General features: G+C 72.6%; 12 protein-coding genes. 9 read left to right on the forward strand and 3 right to left on the reverse strand.

The genetic code is table 11. From position 1 onward, the window contains the following. Nucleotides 1-9 precede the first annotated feature (9 nt). From ORI60_RS00175 to ORI60_RS00215, 9 genes are all read left to right on the forward strand, one after another. On the forward strand, nt 10-1,536 hold the full coding sequence (locus ORI60_RS00175) for an ABC transporter substrate-binding protein (protein ID WP_266032458.1): 1,527 nt from the start codon (nt 10-12) through the stop codon (nt 1,534-1,536). Continuing rightward, nucleotides 1,533-2,477, forward strand: coding sequence for an ABC transporter permease (locus ORI60_RS00180; RefSeq protein WP_266032460.1), 945 nt, complete (start codon nt 1,533-1,535; stop codon nt 2,475-2,477). Before ORI60_RS00175 ends, ORI60_RS00180 begins: the two co-directional genes overlap by 4 nt. Beyond that, nucleotides 2,474-3,247 (forward strand): ABC transporter permease, encoded by a 774-nt coding sequence (locus ORI60_RS00185; protein WP_266032462.1) that lies wholly within the window; start codon nt 2,474-2,476, stop codon nt 3,245-3,247. Before ORI60_RS00180 ends, ORI60_RS00185 begins: the two co-directional genes overlap by 4 nt. Then, nucleotides 3,244-4,662: an ABC transporter ATP-binding protein gene (locus ORI60_RS00190; protein WP_266032464.1), complete on the forward strand. Its 1,419-nt coding sequence runs from the start codon at nt 3,244-3,246 to the stop codon at nt 4,660-4,662. The genes ORI60_RS00185 and ORI60_RS00190 overlap by 4 nt, the downstream gene beginning before the upstream one ends. Beyond that, on the forward strand, nt 4,659-5,222 hold the full coding sequence (locus ORI60_RS00195; RefSeq protein ID WP_266032466.1) for a GNAT family N-acetyltransferase: 564 nt from the start codon (nt 4,659-4,661) through the stop codon (nt 5,220-5,222). The genes ORI60_RS00190 and ORI60_RS00195 overlap by 4 nt, the downstream gene beginning before the upstream one ends. A gap of 133 nt (nt 5,223-5,355) precedes the next feature. After that, entirely contained in the window at nt 5,356-5,928 is a 573-nt protein-coding gene (locus ORI60_RS00200; RefSeq protein ID WP_266032467.1) for a hypothetical protein, read from the forward strand. 103 nt (nt 5,929-6,031) lie between these two features. Next, entirely contained in the window at nt 6,032-6,553 is a 522-nt protein-coding gene (locus tag ORI60_RS00205; protein ID WP_266032469.1) for a hypothetical protein, read from the forward strand. Nucleotides 6,554-6,559: 6 nt separating this feature from the next. Next, the gene (locus tag ORI60_RS00210; RefSeq protein ID WP_266032471.1) at nt 6,560-7,825 is read left to right on the forward strand and encodes an ATP-grasp domain-containing protein; all 1,266 of its coding nucleotides are present in this window, start codon (nt 6,560-6,562) and stop codon (nt 7,823-7,825) included. After that, nucleotides 7,818-9,221 (forward strand): pyridoxal phosphate-dependent decarboxylase family protein, encoded by a 1,404-nt coding sequence (locus ORI60_RS00215; protein ID WP_266032474.1) that lies wholly within the window; start codon nt 7,818-7,820, stop codon nt 9,219-9,221. Before ORI60_RS00210 ends, ORI60_RS00215 begins: the two co-directional genes overlap by 8 nt. Here the strand turns inward: ORI60_RS00215 and ORI60_RS00220 are convergent. From ORI60_RS00220 to ORI60_RS00230, 3 genes are all read right to left on the reverse strand, one after another. Continuing rightward, a complete protein-coding gene (locus ORI60_RS00220) occupies nt 9,218-11,359 on the reverse strand; it encodes a DEAD/DEAH box helicase (protein ID WP_266032476.1) in 2,142 nt (713 codons plus the stop codon). The genes ORI60_RS00215 and ORI60_RS00220 overlap by 4 nt on opposite strands. Nucleotides 11,360-11,530: 171 nt before the next feature. After that, a complete protein-coding gene (locus ORI60_RS00225) occupies nt 11,531-13,300 on the reverse strand; it encodes a fatty acyl-AMP ligase (RefSeq protein ID WP_266032479.1) in 1,770 nt (589 codons plus the stop codon). Beyond that, nucleotides 13,300-14,922 (reverse strand): fatty acyl-AMP ligase, encoded by a 1,623-nt coding sequence (locus ORI60_RS00230; RefSeq protein WP_266032482.1) that lies wholly within the window; start codon nt 14,920-14,922, stop codon nt 13,300-13,302. The genes ORI60_RS00225 and ORI60_RS00230 overlap by 1 nt, the downstream gene beginning before the upstream one ends. Between the last annotated feature and the right edge of the window lie 227 nt (nt 14,923-15,149).

The raw sequence follows: 15,149 nt of genomic DNA on the forward strand, positions 1-15,149 counted from the left end.
GGAACCAGCATGTCCCTGAACCGCCGCGGTTTCCTCGGCCTCACCTCCGGTCTGGCCGTCGTCACCCTCGCCGGGTGCGGCAGCGGTGCGACCCCGGCCTCCTCCGCGCCGCGCACCGGCGGCAGGCTCCGCGCCGCGTTCGCCGGTGGCGGCGCCAAGGAGGTCCTCGACCCGCACCTGGCCAACCTGTTCGTCGAGGCCGCGCGGTCGAAGGCGATGTTCGACAAGCTCGCGGACCTCGGCGGCGACGTGTCACCGCAACCGCGCCTCGCGGAGAAGTGGGAGCCCAACGCCGACCTGACCCGCTGGCGGATCACTTTGCGCAAGGCGGTGTTCCACGACGGCAGACCGGTGCGCGCCCAGGACGTGCTCTCCAGCTACGCGCGCATCCTCGACCCGAACCGCGCGTTCCGGGCCAAGTCGAGCCTCGCGCTGATCGACCTGCCGAACAGCCGCGCCGTGGACGACCGCACCGTGGAGTTCGCGCTGAAGCGGCCCTTCGCCGAGTTCCCGAACGCTCTCGCGGCGTTCGGCGCCTACATCGTTCCCGAGGGCGCCGAGGACTTCACGAAGCCCGTCGGGTCGGGAGCGTTCAGCTTCGTGTCGTTCGAGCCGGGCAGGTCCGTGCTGCTCAAGCGCAACCCCGAGTACTGGGAGGGCGCGCCGTTGCTGGACGAGCTGGAGTTCGTGATCGCCAACGAGGAGTCGGCGCGCACCAACGCCCTGCTGGGCGGTCAGGTCGAGTACGCGCACGACCTGACCCCGACCACCGCCCGCAGCCACGCCTCCGGCGACCGGATGACGATCCACCGCGCGCCCAACAGCGCCGTGCAGGCGTTCGCCATGAAGGTGGACCGGGCGCCGTTCGACAACCGCGACCTGCGGGAGGCGCTGTTCCTGCTCGCCGACCGGCCACAGCTGGTCGAGTCGGTGCTCGCGGGCAGCGGCCAGGTCGGCAACGACCTGTTCGGCAAGGGCTACCAGCACTACGCCGACCTCCCGCAGCGCGAGCGCGACCTGGACAAGGCGAAGTTCCTGATCCGCAAGGCGGGCGCCGAGGGACTGGTGGTCAAGCTCGACACGTCCACCGCCGCGGCCGGCATGGTCGAGGCCGCCACCGTGTTCGCCGACCAGGTCAAGGGCTCCGGCCTGACGATCGAGGTCGTGCAGGGCAACAAGGACAGCTACTGGGCCGACACGCTCAAGAACGGCTCGCTGTCGAGCTTCCGGTCCGGTGCCATGCCCATCGAGACCCACGTCGCGCAGCGCCTGCTCAGCGGATCGGGCACCAACGTGACCAAGTGGGCCCGGCCGGAGTTCGACGCGCTGTACGAGAAGGCGGTGTCCACTTCGGACCAGTCCGCGCGCACCCAGGCCTACCAGGAGATGCAGCGCGTGCTGCACGCCGAGGGCGGCTACCTGATGTGGGGCTTCGCGGACTGGATCGTGGGCGCCAAGCCGAACGTCGGCGGGATCTCCACCGCGCCGGCCAACACGCTGGACTGGGCCCGGTTCGACAAGGTGTGGCTGGGGTGAGTCTCGCGTCCTACGCGGCCCGCCGGGCCGCGCTCGGGCTGATGCAGGTGCTGGCCGTGGTCACCCTCGTGTTCTTCCTGGTCGAGGCCCTGCCGGGAGACGCGGCGGTGGCCCTGGCCGGGGACAGTCCCGACCCCGCGCGGATCGCGCAGATCCGCGCGGCCATGGGCCTCGACCGGCCCGCGCCCGAGCGGTTCGCCGAGTGGCTGACCGGACTGCCCCGGCTGGACTTCGGCGAGTCCCTGGTCTCGGGACGGCCGGTCTCTGAGTTCCTGACCGCCGGGATCGGCCCCACGATCGTGCTGGCGGTGCTGACCCTGGTGCTGCTGGTGCCGATCTCGGTGCTGGTCGGCGTGCTCGCCGCGCTGCGCGAGGGCAGCCTGCTGGACCGGGCGCTGACGTCGGTCAGCGTGGCGCTGCACTCGATTCCCGAGTTCGCGCTAGCCGTGGTGCTGATCGCGGTGTTCGGCGTGCGGCTGGGGTGGCTGCCGCCGACCGCGGTCGGTGCGGACGTGCTCGCCGAGCCCGCGGTGCTGGTGCTGCCGCTGGTGGTGCTGCTGGCGCGGCCGATCTGCTCGATCAGCCGCCTGGTGCGCGCGGGCATGGTCGACGCGCTGGAGTCGGACTACGTGCGCCACGCGCGCCGCCTGGGGATCGCCGAGACGAGGGTCCGGTTCGGCCACGCCCTGCCGAACGCCCTGTCGCCGGCGGTGCAGCAGGTCGCGCGCACCACGGACTGGTTGCTGGGCGGGGTGATCGTCGTCGAGGCGGTGTTCGTGATCCCCGGCCTCGGGACAGTCCTGGTGGACGCCGTGGCCGCCCGCGACCTGCCCGTGGTGCAGGGCCTGGCGGTGGTCTTCGCGGTCACCACGGTGGCCGTCAACCTGGTGGCCGACCTGGTGGGGTTCCGCCTGGCACCGCGCACGGAGGTGGTCGCGTGAAGCGGGCGGGCATCGGCGGGGTGCTGATTGTGGTGCCTTTGGCGCTGGCGTTGCTGGGACCGCTGTTCGTGCCGGAGCGGGCGGCCCGCAGCGCCCCGTTCATGCCGCTGGGCCTGCTGGGCACCGACTTCGTGGGCCGGGACACCTGGCACCAGGTGCTCGCGGGCGGCCAGACGGTCGTGCTGGTGGCGTTGCTAGCCACCGCCCTGTCCTACCTGGTCGGTGTGCCCTATGGCGTGATCGCGGCGACCGCTCGGCTGCGGCTGGTCGACGAGGCGCTGATGAGGCCTCTCGACGTGCTGCTGGCGGTGCCGTCGCTGCTGGTGCTGATCCTCGTGGCCGCCATCACCGGCCAAGGTCTGCTCGTGCTCGTCGGCATCGTCACGCTCGTCAACTTCCCCGACGTCGCCCGTCTTTCGCGCGCCACGGCGCTGGAGATCGCGGCACGGCCGGCGTTGGAGGCGATGCGCATGCAGGGCGAGTCGTGGTGGCAGACCTCGATCGTCTACACCGGACGGTCGATGCTGCGCACGCTCGCCGCCGATCTGGGCGTGCGGCTCACCTCCGCGCTGTACCTGGTGGCCTCGGCGAGTTTCCTCGGTGTCGGCGTGCCGCCCGACGCGGCGGACTGGGCCGTGATGGTGGACCGCAACCGCGGTGGCCTGTTCCTGCAGCCGTGGGCCGTGGTGGTACCCGCGTTGCTGATCATCTCCCTGTCGATCGGGTTGAACCTGGTGTTCGACCGCGCACTGCGGAAGGTTCGGACATGACCCCGGTCGTGCACGTGGAAGACCTGCGCGCCGAGGCGGGCGGGCGGGTGCTGCTCGACGGCGTCAGCTTCGCCCTGTCCGCGGGCCGGGTCCTGGCCCTGGTCGGCGCCTCGGGCAGCGGCAAGACCACCACCGGCCTGGCGCTGCTCGGCGAGCACTCCCCCGGCGTGTCGGTCAGCGGGCACGTCGAGGTGCGCGGACGCGTCGGGTTCGTGCCGCAACAGCCCGCTTCCGCGCTCAACCCGGTGCGCCGGCTGGGTGCCGTGTTCCGCGAGATCGCCGCGCTGCACGACGGCGACCCCGACGCACTGGTGGCCACGGCACTGCACCGCGCGCGGGTGCCGGCCGGCCTGCTGCGCCGCTACCCGCACCAGCTGTCCGGCGGCCAGCAGCAACGGGTCGTGCTCGCCCAGGCGCTGGTCGGCGACCCGGCGGTGCTGGTCGCCGACGAGCCCACCACCGGGCAGGACGCCCTGACGCGCGGCGAGGTCGTCGACGAGCTCGCCGCCGTCGTCGCCCAAGGGGTGGCGCTGGTGCTGCTGACCCACGACGTGGAGGTGGTGCGGGCGCTCGCCGACGAGATCGTGGTGCTGCGCGCGGGGCGCGTCGTCGAGGCCGGACCCGCTTCCGAGCTGCTGACCGATCCGCAGGAGGACTACACCCGCGCGCTGCTCGACGCGGTGCCGCAGGTCCTCTCCGAGGTCCCCGAACGGGCGCCACGACTGCGAGTCCGCGGCCTGACCGCGCGGTACCGGGACGCCACCGTCCTGCACGACGTGGATCTGGACGTCGGCGAACGGCTGGCGGTGGTCGGCCGTTCCGGCAGCGGCAAGACCACCCTCGGACGCTGCCTGGCGGGCCTGCACCAGCAGGCCACCGGCGAGGTGCTGCTGCACGACCGGCCGCTCGCGCGGTCACTGCGCCGCCGGCCCCGAGCCGCGCTGGCCGCCGTGCAGTACGTCTTCCAGGACGCGCGGGGGTCGTTCGACGAGCACCGCCCGGTGCTGGACCAGGTCGCCCGCACTGCGGTGCGGCTGCGCGACGTGCGCCCCGCCGACGCCCGCACGTCGGCGCTCGCGGCCTTGGCCCGTGTCGGCCTCGACTCCGAGACGATGCTGCGCCTGCCGCGCGGCCTGTCCGGCGGCGAACTGCAGCGGGCCGCACTGGTGCGCGCCCTGCTCGCCGAACCGGAGGTGCTCGTGTGCGACGAGATCACCTCGGGCCTGGACGCGGTGACCCGCGCCGGGCTGCTCGACCTGCTCGCGAGCGTGCCGTGCGCGCTCGTGCTGATCAGCCACGACCTGGACGTCGTGGCCCGGCTGGCCGACCGGGTAGCCGTGCTCCACGAAGGACGCGTCGTCATCCACGGTCCGGTCGCGACCACTTTGGACGGCGCGAAAGAGAGGATGAAGTGAACGACCACCACCCCTACGAGGTGCGGTTGGCGACCCACGCCGACCTGCCGGGTGCCCGCAGCGTCATGCTGGACACCTTCTACCGCGAGTTCGGCCACGGCTACCGCCCCCAGTGGCACACCGACGTGATCGACCTGGCGGGCGCCTACCTGGACACGCCCAGGCACGCGCTGTTCGTCGCGGTCGACGGTGACGAGGTCGTGGGCACCACCGCCGTGCGGGCACAGGGACCGGCCAGCCCGCCGCACCCGGCGTGGATCGCCGAGCGCTACTCCGGCGACCGGACGGCCCAGCTGTTCCGGGTGTACGTCCGGGCGGAGCACCGCCGCCGCGGCCTCGCGCGGGCACTGGTCGGCGCCGCGGTCCGGTTCATCGCCGAAACCCCCGGCTACGAACAGATCTACCTGCACACCGACACCCGCGTGGCCGGCGCCGAAGCGTTCTGGCGCTCGGTCGCGGTGGAGGTCTGCGACGCCCGCGACGGTGACCCGGACCGCCACCAGACCGTGCACTTCGAGATCCCCGTGCCGGTGCTCGCCGGCTCGGCCGACACGAGATGACGCGGTTACCCGTGCCCAGGCCGGCGGGAGACCGGATCACGCCGGCCTGGGTGCCGTCAAGCGGTTGATCAACCCCTACCGGCAAGGGGAATGCGTCGGCTACGTTCGAGCTTTCACGCCGGGGGAGAGCACCATGACCGCCGCCGACCGGCCGCCGAGCCGGATGGACGTCGTCAAGCAGCACGTGGAACGCGAGTTCGGTGCGACGACCGCGAAGCGACTCGACACGTTCGAGGACGGGACCTTCTACGTCACGGCGGGCGGATGGGCGCGGCTGCTGTCCTGGGCCGCGGACTTCGCCGTGTACCTGTTCTGCGCCTTCGCCGGCTTCGTCGCGTTCGTGCTCGCCACCCGTCACAGCGAGGTCTCCGACAACGCGGCGGTGCTGACGGTGCTCGGTCTGCTGTTCGGCGTTCCGGTCCTCTACGGCCTGTTCTTCGGCAACGGCCGCGCGGTCGGCGCGGTGCTCACCGGGACCCGCCTCGTCCGCGTCAAGGACGGCCGCCGGATCGGCTTCGCGGCCTGCTGGGCCATGCTCGTGCGCACAGTCCTGTTCCCCGGGCTGCTCATCGCTCTCACGGTCGGCGGGACGATCATCGACGGTTCGCTCAGCAGGATCAGCATCGACGACAGCGCCACCCGGCGGCTGCGCGCGGCCGGCTTCGTGCGCCTGGACGGGGCCGGCGCGGCCGACCTGCGCCGATGAGATCACCGCGGAACACCTTCGGGTGACACCTCCTTACGGAGTTCAGCACCTGATCAATACCATCCGGACGCCGTGCCGCCCCGCGAAGTCCGGATGTGAACAAGTGGCCCACCTCGCCCAGTCCTGTCGTGTGCTCGGCGTTGCCGCGGCCGCCCTCGTCCCGCTCGCCGCACCTGGTGTGCCGGCACTCGCGGACGCACCTGTCGTGGTGTGCACGACCTCGTCGCACTGGTCGTACTCGCCCGGCGTGGTGTTGACGCCGCGGCCGCTGCGCACGACGGTGCGGGACGAGTACACCTCGTGCACCGGGAGCGTCGCCGCGACCGGCACCAGCGAGTTCGTCGTGGACCGCAGCGCCGGATGCCTGGAGCCGCTCGCGGCCGTGCCGGAGACCAGGGTCATCACCTGGGCGGACGGCAGCACCAGCACGTTCACCTACACCGTGACCGTCACCTCCGCGCCGGGTGCCGACGTGATCACCAAGATCGGCACGATCACCGGCGGCGTGTTCGCCGGGCGGTCCGCTCAGGCCGTGCAGGCGGCGCCGGCGACCGACCTGCTGCTGTGCCTGTCGGAGGAAGGGATCACGCGGCAGTCCTCACTTGGCACCTTCACGGTCCTCTGACCCGCGGTGCTGACCATCAGCGGCGTACCGTCCGGCGAGGGCACGGACCTGTTGCGCCGGCACGCTCCCGACCTCACCTGGCAGGACCGGTCCCCGTTCCTCGGCGCTTCGGCCGCACCGGCCATCCCGTGGTTGCGCCTGGCCCGCCGCGACCACAGAGCGGAGGCGGACGTCCGGCTGCCGGTGCGTCGTCCCGCGCCCCGGGGTGTCGCCGTCAGCTTCGCGCCCGAGGACGGCCTCGGAGCACACGCCTGGGCGGCCGCGGCGGGACTGCACCTGCTCGCCGCGGACAGCGCCGCGGTGGCCACCGCGGCGGACAAGATCACCTCGCTCGCGTTGTTCGAACGGGCCGGGGTCGCCACGCCGCGCACGTGGGTGGTGAGGGACGACATCCCCGCCGGCGCAACGGGTTCTCTCGTCGTGCAGCGCAGGGCCAACAACCTCACCGGCAAGGGCACGCGCCACGTCACGACGCCGGACCAGCTCGCCGAGGCGCTCAGGGCGTGGAGCGGCGAGACGCTGAGGGTGTCCGCGCACGTCGACGGAGTTCCGGTGACGGTGAGCGGGTGCGTCACCCGGCAGGGCACCGTCGTGTCGGCGTTGTCCCACCAACTGGTCGGGATCGCGGAGCTGACGCCGTACTGGGGCGCGCACTGCGGCAACCAGCTCGTCGCCGACGACGATCTCCCGGCCGGAGCCGCGGCACGCTGCCGCGAGGTGTGCGCGGCCGTGGGGAACCAGCTGGCGCAGCTGGGTTTCCTGGGTGCGTTCGGGCTCGACCTCCTCGTCACGCCGGACGCGGCCGTGGTGGCGATCGAGATCAACCCCAGGTTCCAGACGGTGGTGTCGCTGGTGCAGGCGCAGGAACGCGCCGCGGGACTGCTCCCCTCCCTCGGCACGCACGTGCTCGCGTCGCTGCTGCCGTCCGTGCCGGTCGAGGAGGTCCGGGCCCGCTGTCTGAGGCTCAGCCAGCTCGTCGTCACCGCCGGCCGGGCCGGTGTGCTGCGGTCCGTCATCACCTCGGGAGTGCACCGGCTGGTGCGAGGCCGGTTGCAGCGGCACGGAGAGGGTGATCTCGCGACGTTGCGGCCCGGAGAGGCACTGCTCTGGGCACACGCGCACCCCGGTGACCGCATCCGGCCGGGCGAGGAACTCGCGTTGCTGCAGTTCCCCGGTCCCGTCGCGCCGGTGTCGGCGAGGCCGGAGCTCTGCGCGCAGGCGCAGGAGTGGATCCGCGCCGTGCGGCACGCGCTGGTGGTCGAGGATGCCTGACCCCGCGGGATGGCTCGACCTGCCGCCCGACCGGATGCGCGAGCTCGGTCATCAGGTGGTCGACCTCGTCGTCGACCACCTCACCGGACTGCGCGACCAGCCGGTGCGCACCCCGGCGACGCGGGACGAGCTGCGGCACGTGCTCGACGAACCCGTGCCGGAGCAGCCCACCGATCCGGGCGCGCTGGTCACGTTCCTGACCGAGGAGGTCCTGCCGCGGTCGCTGCGGCTCGGCCATCCCGGCTGTCTCGCGTTCATCCCCAGCGCGAACAACTTCCTCGGTGTGCTCGGCGACCTGCTGGCCGCCGGCTTCAACACCTCTCCCGGCGCGTGGCCCGTCGGCGCGGGACCGGCCGCCGTCGAACTGGTGACCGCGCGCTGGCTCGCCGCCCTGCTCGGTCTGCCCGAAGGTTCCGGCGGGGTGTTCACGCCCGGTGGCGCACTGGCCAACCTGACCGCGCTCGCCGCCGCGCGGGACGACCGCCTCGGTCCGGACGCGACGGGCGGGGTGCTCTACTGCTCGGACCAGACCCATCCCGCCGTGCTGCGCGCGTGCCACGTCATCGGACTGCGGCAGGAGCAGGTGCGGATGCTGCCGGCGATGGACCCGGACGTGGTGCTGCGCGAGGTCCGCGCCGATCGGACGCGGGGCCTGCGCCCGTTCCTCGTGCTGGCGAACGCGGGCACTACAAGCACCGGCGCGATCGACCCGTTGCCCGGACTCGCGGCGCTGTGCCGTGAAGAACGGCTGTGGCTGCACGTCGACGGAGCGCACGGCGCCGCCGCCGCGCTGACCGAACGCGGCCGGAAGGCGTTGCGCGGACTGGACGAAGCCGACTCGGTGGTGATCGATCCGCACAAGTGGCTCTTCCAGCCCTACGAGATCGGTTGTGTCCTGGTGCGGGACCCCGACGTCCTGCACCGCGCGTTCACCATCGACAGGTTCCGCGCCCAGACGGGCTACCTGGCCCTCTCGCGGCCCGCAGGCGCCGAGACGAACCTGTCCGACCACGGCGTGCAGTTCACCACGGCGGCCCGCGCGCTGAAACTGTGGTTGTCGCTCAAGGGTTTCGGCGTGGCGGCGTTCCGCGCGGCCATCGACCACGGACTCGACCAGGCCGACCACGTGGCGGCCCGCGTCCGGGAGATCCCGGAGCTCGACCTCGTGGCAGGGCCTGCACTGGGGATCGTCTGCCTGAGACACCGCGGCGGGACGGACGACCTGCAGGCCGCCATCTGCCGGGAGGTCAACGAGGACGGCCGGATGCTCATCGCGACGACCGCGGTGGACGACGCGCTGGCGTTGCGGCTGTGCACGATCAACCCGCGCACGACGCAGGCCGACCTGGACCTCGTGCTCGACGCGATCGTGGCCGCCGGGCGGGCGGCGGCCTAGAGACCGAGGCGCTGCTGCTCGGCCTGCACCACTCGCTGCTCCACCGACACCGCTGAGTCCAGCGCGTTCGCGTGCGAGTGCTTCGTGTCGCTTTCGCGCGCGTAATGGTCGAACAGCAGGGTCTTGTGGTCGCGGATCTCCTGCACCCGCGCGTCCACGCTGTCCTTGACCAGCAGCCGGTGCACGTGGACCTTGCGGACCTGGCCCATCCGGTGGCACCGGGCGATCGCCTGGTCCTCCGTGCTCGGCTTCCACTGCGGCTCGGCGATGATCACCACGGACGCGGCCTGGATGTTGAGGCCCACGCCGCCCGCCTCGATCTGGGCCACCAGCACCGCGTGGTCCTCGCACGCCGTGAAGTCGTCCACCAGCTGCTGACGGCCCTGCGCCGACGTCGCGCCGGTCAGGGGGCCGAAAACCTCGACGTGGTCCGCGACCGCGTCCAGCACGTCGTGGAAGTACGAGAACACCACGACCTTCCAGCCGTTGTCCCTCGACTCCTCGATGATCTCCAGCAGCCGCTCCAGCTTCGCCGAGCCGCGGGGCGTGCCCGGTGCGAAGGCGGCGCGGCGCATCGCCATCAGGTTCCCCTCGCGCACCGCGTCCAGGTACGCGGCCCGGTCCTGCTTGCCGAACTCGACCCAGTCCTCCACCTCGAGCAGCTCCGGCAGCTCGCCCAGCACGTCCTCCTGGTTGCGCCGCAGGTACACCGGTGCGACGACGCGGCGGAAGGCCTTCGCCCCCACCACGGCGTCGGTGGCGCCCGTGCGGGCCGCGACACCCGGCTGGAGGTAGGCGACCAGGGTGCGGAACTCCTCGACGCGGTTCTCCATCGGCGTGCCGGTGAGGAGCACCGCCCGTTCCGCGCGCTGCACGATCGCGTTGACCGCCTGGGAGCGTTGCGTGTCCGGGTTCTTCACGTAGTGCGCCTCGTCGACCACGACCAGAGCCGGGCGGAACCTCTTCGGCAGCACCAGTTTCGGCAGCGTGCCGAACGTCGTCACGCCGACGCCGCCCTGCGCCAGCCAGGTGCCGACCGCGCCGTCGCGGCCCGCGCCGTGCATCCGGTGCGGCACCAGGTCGCTGTGCCGGGCGATCTCGTTGACCCAGTTGACGACGACGCTCGCCGGGCAGACCACCAGGAAGCCCTTGCGTCCGCCGGCGGCGAGGCTCGCCATCACCGCGATGGCCTCGATCGTCTTGCCCAGCCCCATCTCGTCGCCGATGATGACGCGTTTGCGGGCCAGCGCGAACTTGGCCCCGAACACCTGGTAGCCGCGCAGCGCCACCTTCAGCAGGCTGGTGTCCAGCGCGGTCGCGTCGACCTCGTGCTCGATGTCGGCCGGGACGAAACCCTTGGCGGCACTGCGATCCGGGACCGCGTCGGCACCCGCGAGGTCGGCGAGGAGCGTGTTGTAGGCGGCCGCGTCGAGCTCGTAGTCGCGCCACAGCGCGCGGTGGTCCAGGTCCGGCACGCGCAGCTGCGTGCCCACCGCGCGCAACGCCGCCACGTCGCGACTGGCCAGCAGTGCCTCGAGCCGGCCGAGCGAGTCGAGGGCGGCCCTCCGGTTCTTCCTCAGCGAGAAGAACATCCGCACCCGGCTCCAGGCACGGGACGCGGCGCGCACGTCGGCGTCGACCCTGCCCAGCACGTCGTCGAGCGGCTCGCGCAGCGGGGCGACGAGCTGGTTCGCCCTGCGCAGCTTGGACATCAGCTGCAGCAGCTCGGTCTGGGCGCGGTCGGCGCGGTCGGGGTTCAGCCGGACCGTCGTCTCGCGCGCGAGGCCGTCGACGACGGCACGGGCGACCCGCACGATCTGCTCGGCGGACTGCCTGCCGACCCCGGGGACGCCGTCGAGTTGTTCCGGCCGCGCCTGCGCGACGTCGGCGACCGTCCGGTACCCGGCGGCCTTCAGCTGGCTCAGCCGCAGGTTCGCTTTCGTGTCCCGCAGCTTGTCCACCGGCATGGCGCGGAGCCGCTCGGCCACCAGCGAGTCCCGGACCGCCTGGTACTGCGCGGCGGCGAGCGCCAGCAACCGGTCCGGTTCTCCGCGCACCCCAGCGGCCTCGGCGCGGAACGCCTCCGCGGCGGCCAGCACCGCGCGGGCATGCCCACCGACCTTCGACGAGTCGTCCACCCAGGTCCTTCCGTCAGGCGGTCCGAGAGTACCCAAACCGGACCTGACGCCGGTGGCCGAGTGGGTGGACGACTCGATCCGGCGGGTGGCGTCACCGGACGACCGGGCCGGCCTCGCCGAGGGAACCGCCGGCCAGTGCAGGCCCGCGGCGCGGCCACCGGCCGGGCCACGTCACCGCGCGGTGCCGGAGCCGAGGCCGGCCGAGCCGAGCGCACCCGCCGTGTACGCCTCCCGGCATCCCGCGCGCAGCAGCTTGCCGCTGGAGCTGCGCGGCAGCGATCCGGGCGGGACCACCACCACGTCGTCGGCCCGCACGCCGTGTCCGGTGTGGACGGTCCGCCGCACCGCCATCGCGATCTCCTCCGGGTCGGCCTGGCCGAGCACCTCCACCAGCACGACGACCTTCTCCCGCTGCCCGTCGTCGACGCCGAGCACGCAGCACGCGAGCACGGCGGGATGCGCGGTCTCCGCGGTCGCCTCCAGGTCGTGCGGGTGGTGGTTCGCGCCGGCGATGATGATCACCTCCTTGGCCCTGCCGGTGACGAACAGCTCGCCGTCCCAGCGGAAGCCGGTGTCGCCGGTGCGCAGGAACGTGCCGCGCCTGCCGGGCAGCTCGGCGTGGAACACCTCGTCCGGCCGGTTCCAGTACCCGGTCCCCACGCTCGGGCCCTGCACGAAGATCTCGCCGGCCTCGCCTTCCGCGCACTCCTGCAGCGTGCCGGGATCGGCCACCACCAGCGTGATCGACGGCGGGACCGGACCGCAGCCCACCAGCCGCCGCCCGCCCGGCGGGTCGACCGGCCGGGCCCGTCCCCTGGTCAGGGTGTCGGCGTCGCAGCGCAGCACCACGGGCCCTTCGCCGACCACCGCGCTGGTGACCATCACGGTGGACTCCGCGAGGCCGTAGCCGGGCACGAGCGTGCCCCTGCGCAGGCCGCTGGGCGCGAACACCTCGCAGAACCGGTCGAGCGTCTCGGCCCTGACCGGCTCGCCGCCGATGAGCGCCATCTCCCAGCCGCTCAGGTCGAGGCCCGCCATCTGGACCTCGGAGATGCGCCGCACGCACAGGTCCAGCGCGAAGTTGGGCGCGCAGCTGTCCGCCCTGCCGAGCTGCGAGATCAGCCGCAGCCAGCTGACCGGGCTGCGGACGAACACCCCGGCCGGGAACAGCAATGCCGAGCGTCCTGCGTAGAGCGGATCGAGCACGCCTCCGATCAGGCCCATGTTGTAGTGCGACGGCAGCCACGACACGCTCGGCGGGCGGGGCAGCCCTTCCTCGTCGGACGGGCGGTACAGGTTGTCGTGGATCAGCGCGAGGTTGTGCAGGACGTTGCCGTGGGTCAGCGTCACGCCCTTGGGCTCGCCGGTCGATCCGGAGGAGTACTGCAGGTAGGCCGGCGAGTTGATGCCGATGCCGGGAGGCCTCCACCGCTCCGCGAGCGCCGGGTCCGTCTCGTCGACCGAGACCCGCACCAGCCCGGCGAGCGCCGGGGACTCCTCGACCACCGCGAGGCACTTGGCGAAGGTGAGACCGGTCGACAGCAGCAGTTCGGGCCCGCAGCTCGCGACGATCGACTCGATCCTGCCCACCTTCAGGCTCGTGCGGGTGCCGTCGAGCGGCGCGACCGGCACCGCGATCAGCCCGGCGTAGAGGCAGCCGAGGAACGCGATGTGGAAGTCCAGGCCGGGCTCGAAGCACAGCAGCGCGCGGGTGCCGCGGGGCGCGAGCTCGGTGAGCTGCGCTGCCAGCGCCCGTGCCCGGCGGTCGAGGTCGGCCAGGGTCAGCGCCTCCCACTCCGTCCGCCCGTCGGCGTAGAAGGAGTACGCGCGCATGTCGGGCTCGGCGGCGGCGCGGTCGCGGCACAGGTCGACCAGCGTGGTGATCTTGCGCCGGACGCCCGCGACGCCCTTCGGCAGCCGAACCCCGTTGCGGATGTGCATCACTCGTCTCCCAGCATGAGCGAACGACAGGCGGCCCGGCGCAGCTTCCCGCTCGTGGTGAGCGGCAAGGTGCCGGGTGAGAGCAGCGCGACCCGGTTGAGCACCACCCCGTTCTCCGCGTGCACCGTGACGGAGACGGCGTGCCGGATCTCGTCCTGGGACGTGCCGCGGTACCGGTGGTCGACCTCGGCGAACACCACGACCTGGGTGCCGTCCATCACCGCGCACGCCGTCCGCACCGCGTCGTGGCTCGCCACCACCGTCGCCTCGATGTCGTACGGGTAGAGCTGGCGGCCGTCGACCTCCAGCAGGTCCGGGATCCGGCAGGTGACGAAGAGCTGGCCCTCCGACAGGAAGCCCAGGTTCCCGGTGCGCAGGAACCGGCGATCGCCCACCTGCGCGCGGAAGGTGCGTTCGGTGCCGGCGGGGTCGTTCCAGTACCCGGCGCCGATGCTCGGCCCGGACACCAGGATCTCGCCGACCTCACCGGGCCCGAGCGGCGCGCGGGTCTCCGGGTCCGCGATCACCACGTCCAGCGACGGGTCCGGCTCGCCGCATCCGACCAGACTCCGCGCACCGGCACCGCTCGACGCGCGCTCGACCCGGCCGCGTTCCAGTGCGGCCGAGTCGAACGGGCGCACCACCGGTTGTCCCTCCAGCGGGCCGCCGCTGATCAGCACGGTCGACTCGGCCATGCCGTAGCTGGGGAAGAACGCCTCGCGGCGGAACCCGCACGGGGCGAACCGCGCCGCGAACCGGTCGATCGTGGACGCGCGCAGCGGCTCGTCGCTGATCGCGGCGATGCGCCAGCGGCTCAGGTCGAGGTCGTCGCGCTGGTCGTCGGTCACCCGGCGCAGGCACAACTCGTAGCCGAGGCTGGGCGCTGCGGCGATCTCCGCGCCGTAGCGGGAGATCGCCCGCAGCCAGTTGGCCGGCACCCGCGCGAAGGACTGCGCGGACATCAGCACCGACAGCTGACCGAGGAAGAGCGGTTGCAGGACACCGCCGACGAGCCCCATGTCGTGGAACACCGGCAGCCAGGACACGGTCGGCGCGAGCCGCCCGTAGTCCTCGTCCGGTCGTGAGCCGCCCCGGACGATGAGGTCGAGGTTGTGCAGCACGCCCTCGTGGGTCAGCACCACGCCCTTGGGCCTGCCCGTGGTGCCGGAGGTGTACTGCAGGTAGGCGATCTCGCTCCGCACGTCCGGCTCGCACCACTCGGACTCGCCGTCCGTGACGGAGTCCGTGGCGAGCGGGATCACCAGGCTGTCGCCGAGCACCGCCTGCACACCCGCGATCATGTCCGATGTGGACAGCAGGAGCGCGGGGTCGCAGTCGTCCGCGATGGCGAGCAACCGGGTGTGCCGGGCGTCGCCTGCCGCGCGGCGCACCGGAGGGGCCGGCACGGCGATGATCCCCGCGTACAGGCAACCGAGGAACGCCGCCACGAACTCGAGTCCAGGTGGATGGCACAGCAGGGCGCGCGATCCCGGCGTCGCGAGCGATCGCAACCGCACGGCGATCGCGCGTGCCCGGCGATCCAGCTCTCCGTAGGTGAGAGAGGCCGATTCCACGACACCGCTCTCCAGGAACACGAACGCCCGTTCCTCGCTTCTGCTCACCGCGTTCCTGCGGCACAGTTCCGCCAGGTTGGCCACGTCCGCAGCCGTTTCCGCTGACACCGCGCATCAACTCCCGTCCCGGTTTTCCTTGCGGTGCGGACGTTACGGAGATCAGGCGGCGCCGTAATCGGTCGCGCGACGGAGGTGCGGATCCGTCGCGCGACCGCTGCCGCCGCGGACATGGCGGTGCTCTTCTGTTCGCATGCCTCATGAACACACGTTTCTCG

The sequence above is a fragment of the Lentzea sp. NEAU-D7 genome, from assembly GCF_026242055.1.
Lineage (GTDB): Bacteria > Actinomycetota > Actinomycetes > Mycobacteriales > Pseudonocardiaceae > Lentzea.

What these genes read in the sequence shown, in the direction of transcription:
- ORI60_RS00190 (WP_266032464.1), top strand. Translation starts at nt 3,244, where the DNA reads ATGACCCCGGTCGTGCACGTGGAAGACCTGCGCGCCGAGGCGGGCGGG.
- ORI60_RS00215 (WP_266032474.1), top strand. Translation starts at nt 7,818, where the DNA reads ATGCCTGACCCCGCGGGATGGCTCGACCTGCCGCCCGACCGGATGCGC.
- ORI60_RS00175 (WP_266032458.1), top strand. Translation starts at nt 10, where the DNA reads ATGTCCCTGAACCGCCGCGGTTTCCTCGGCCTCACCTCCGGTCTGGCC.
- ORI60_RS00225 (WP_266032479.1), bottom strand. Translation starts at nt 13,300, where the DNA reads ATGCACATCCGCAACGGGGTTCGGCTGCCGAAGGGCGTCGCGGGCGTC.
- ORI60_RS00200 (WP_266032467.1), top strand. Translation starts at nt 5,356, where the DNA reads ATGACCGCCGCCGACCGGCCGCCGAGCCGGATGGACGTCGTCAAGCAG.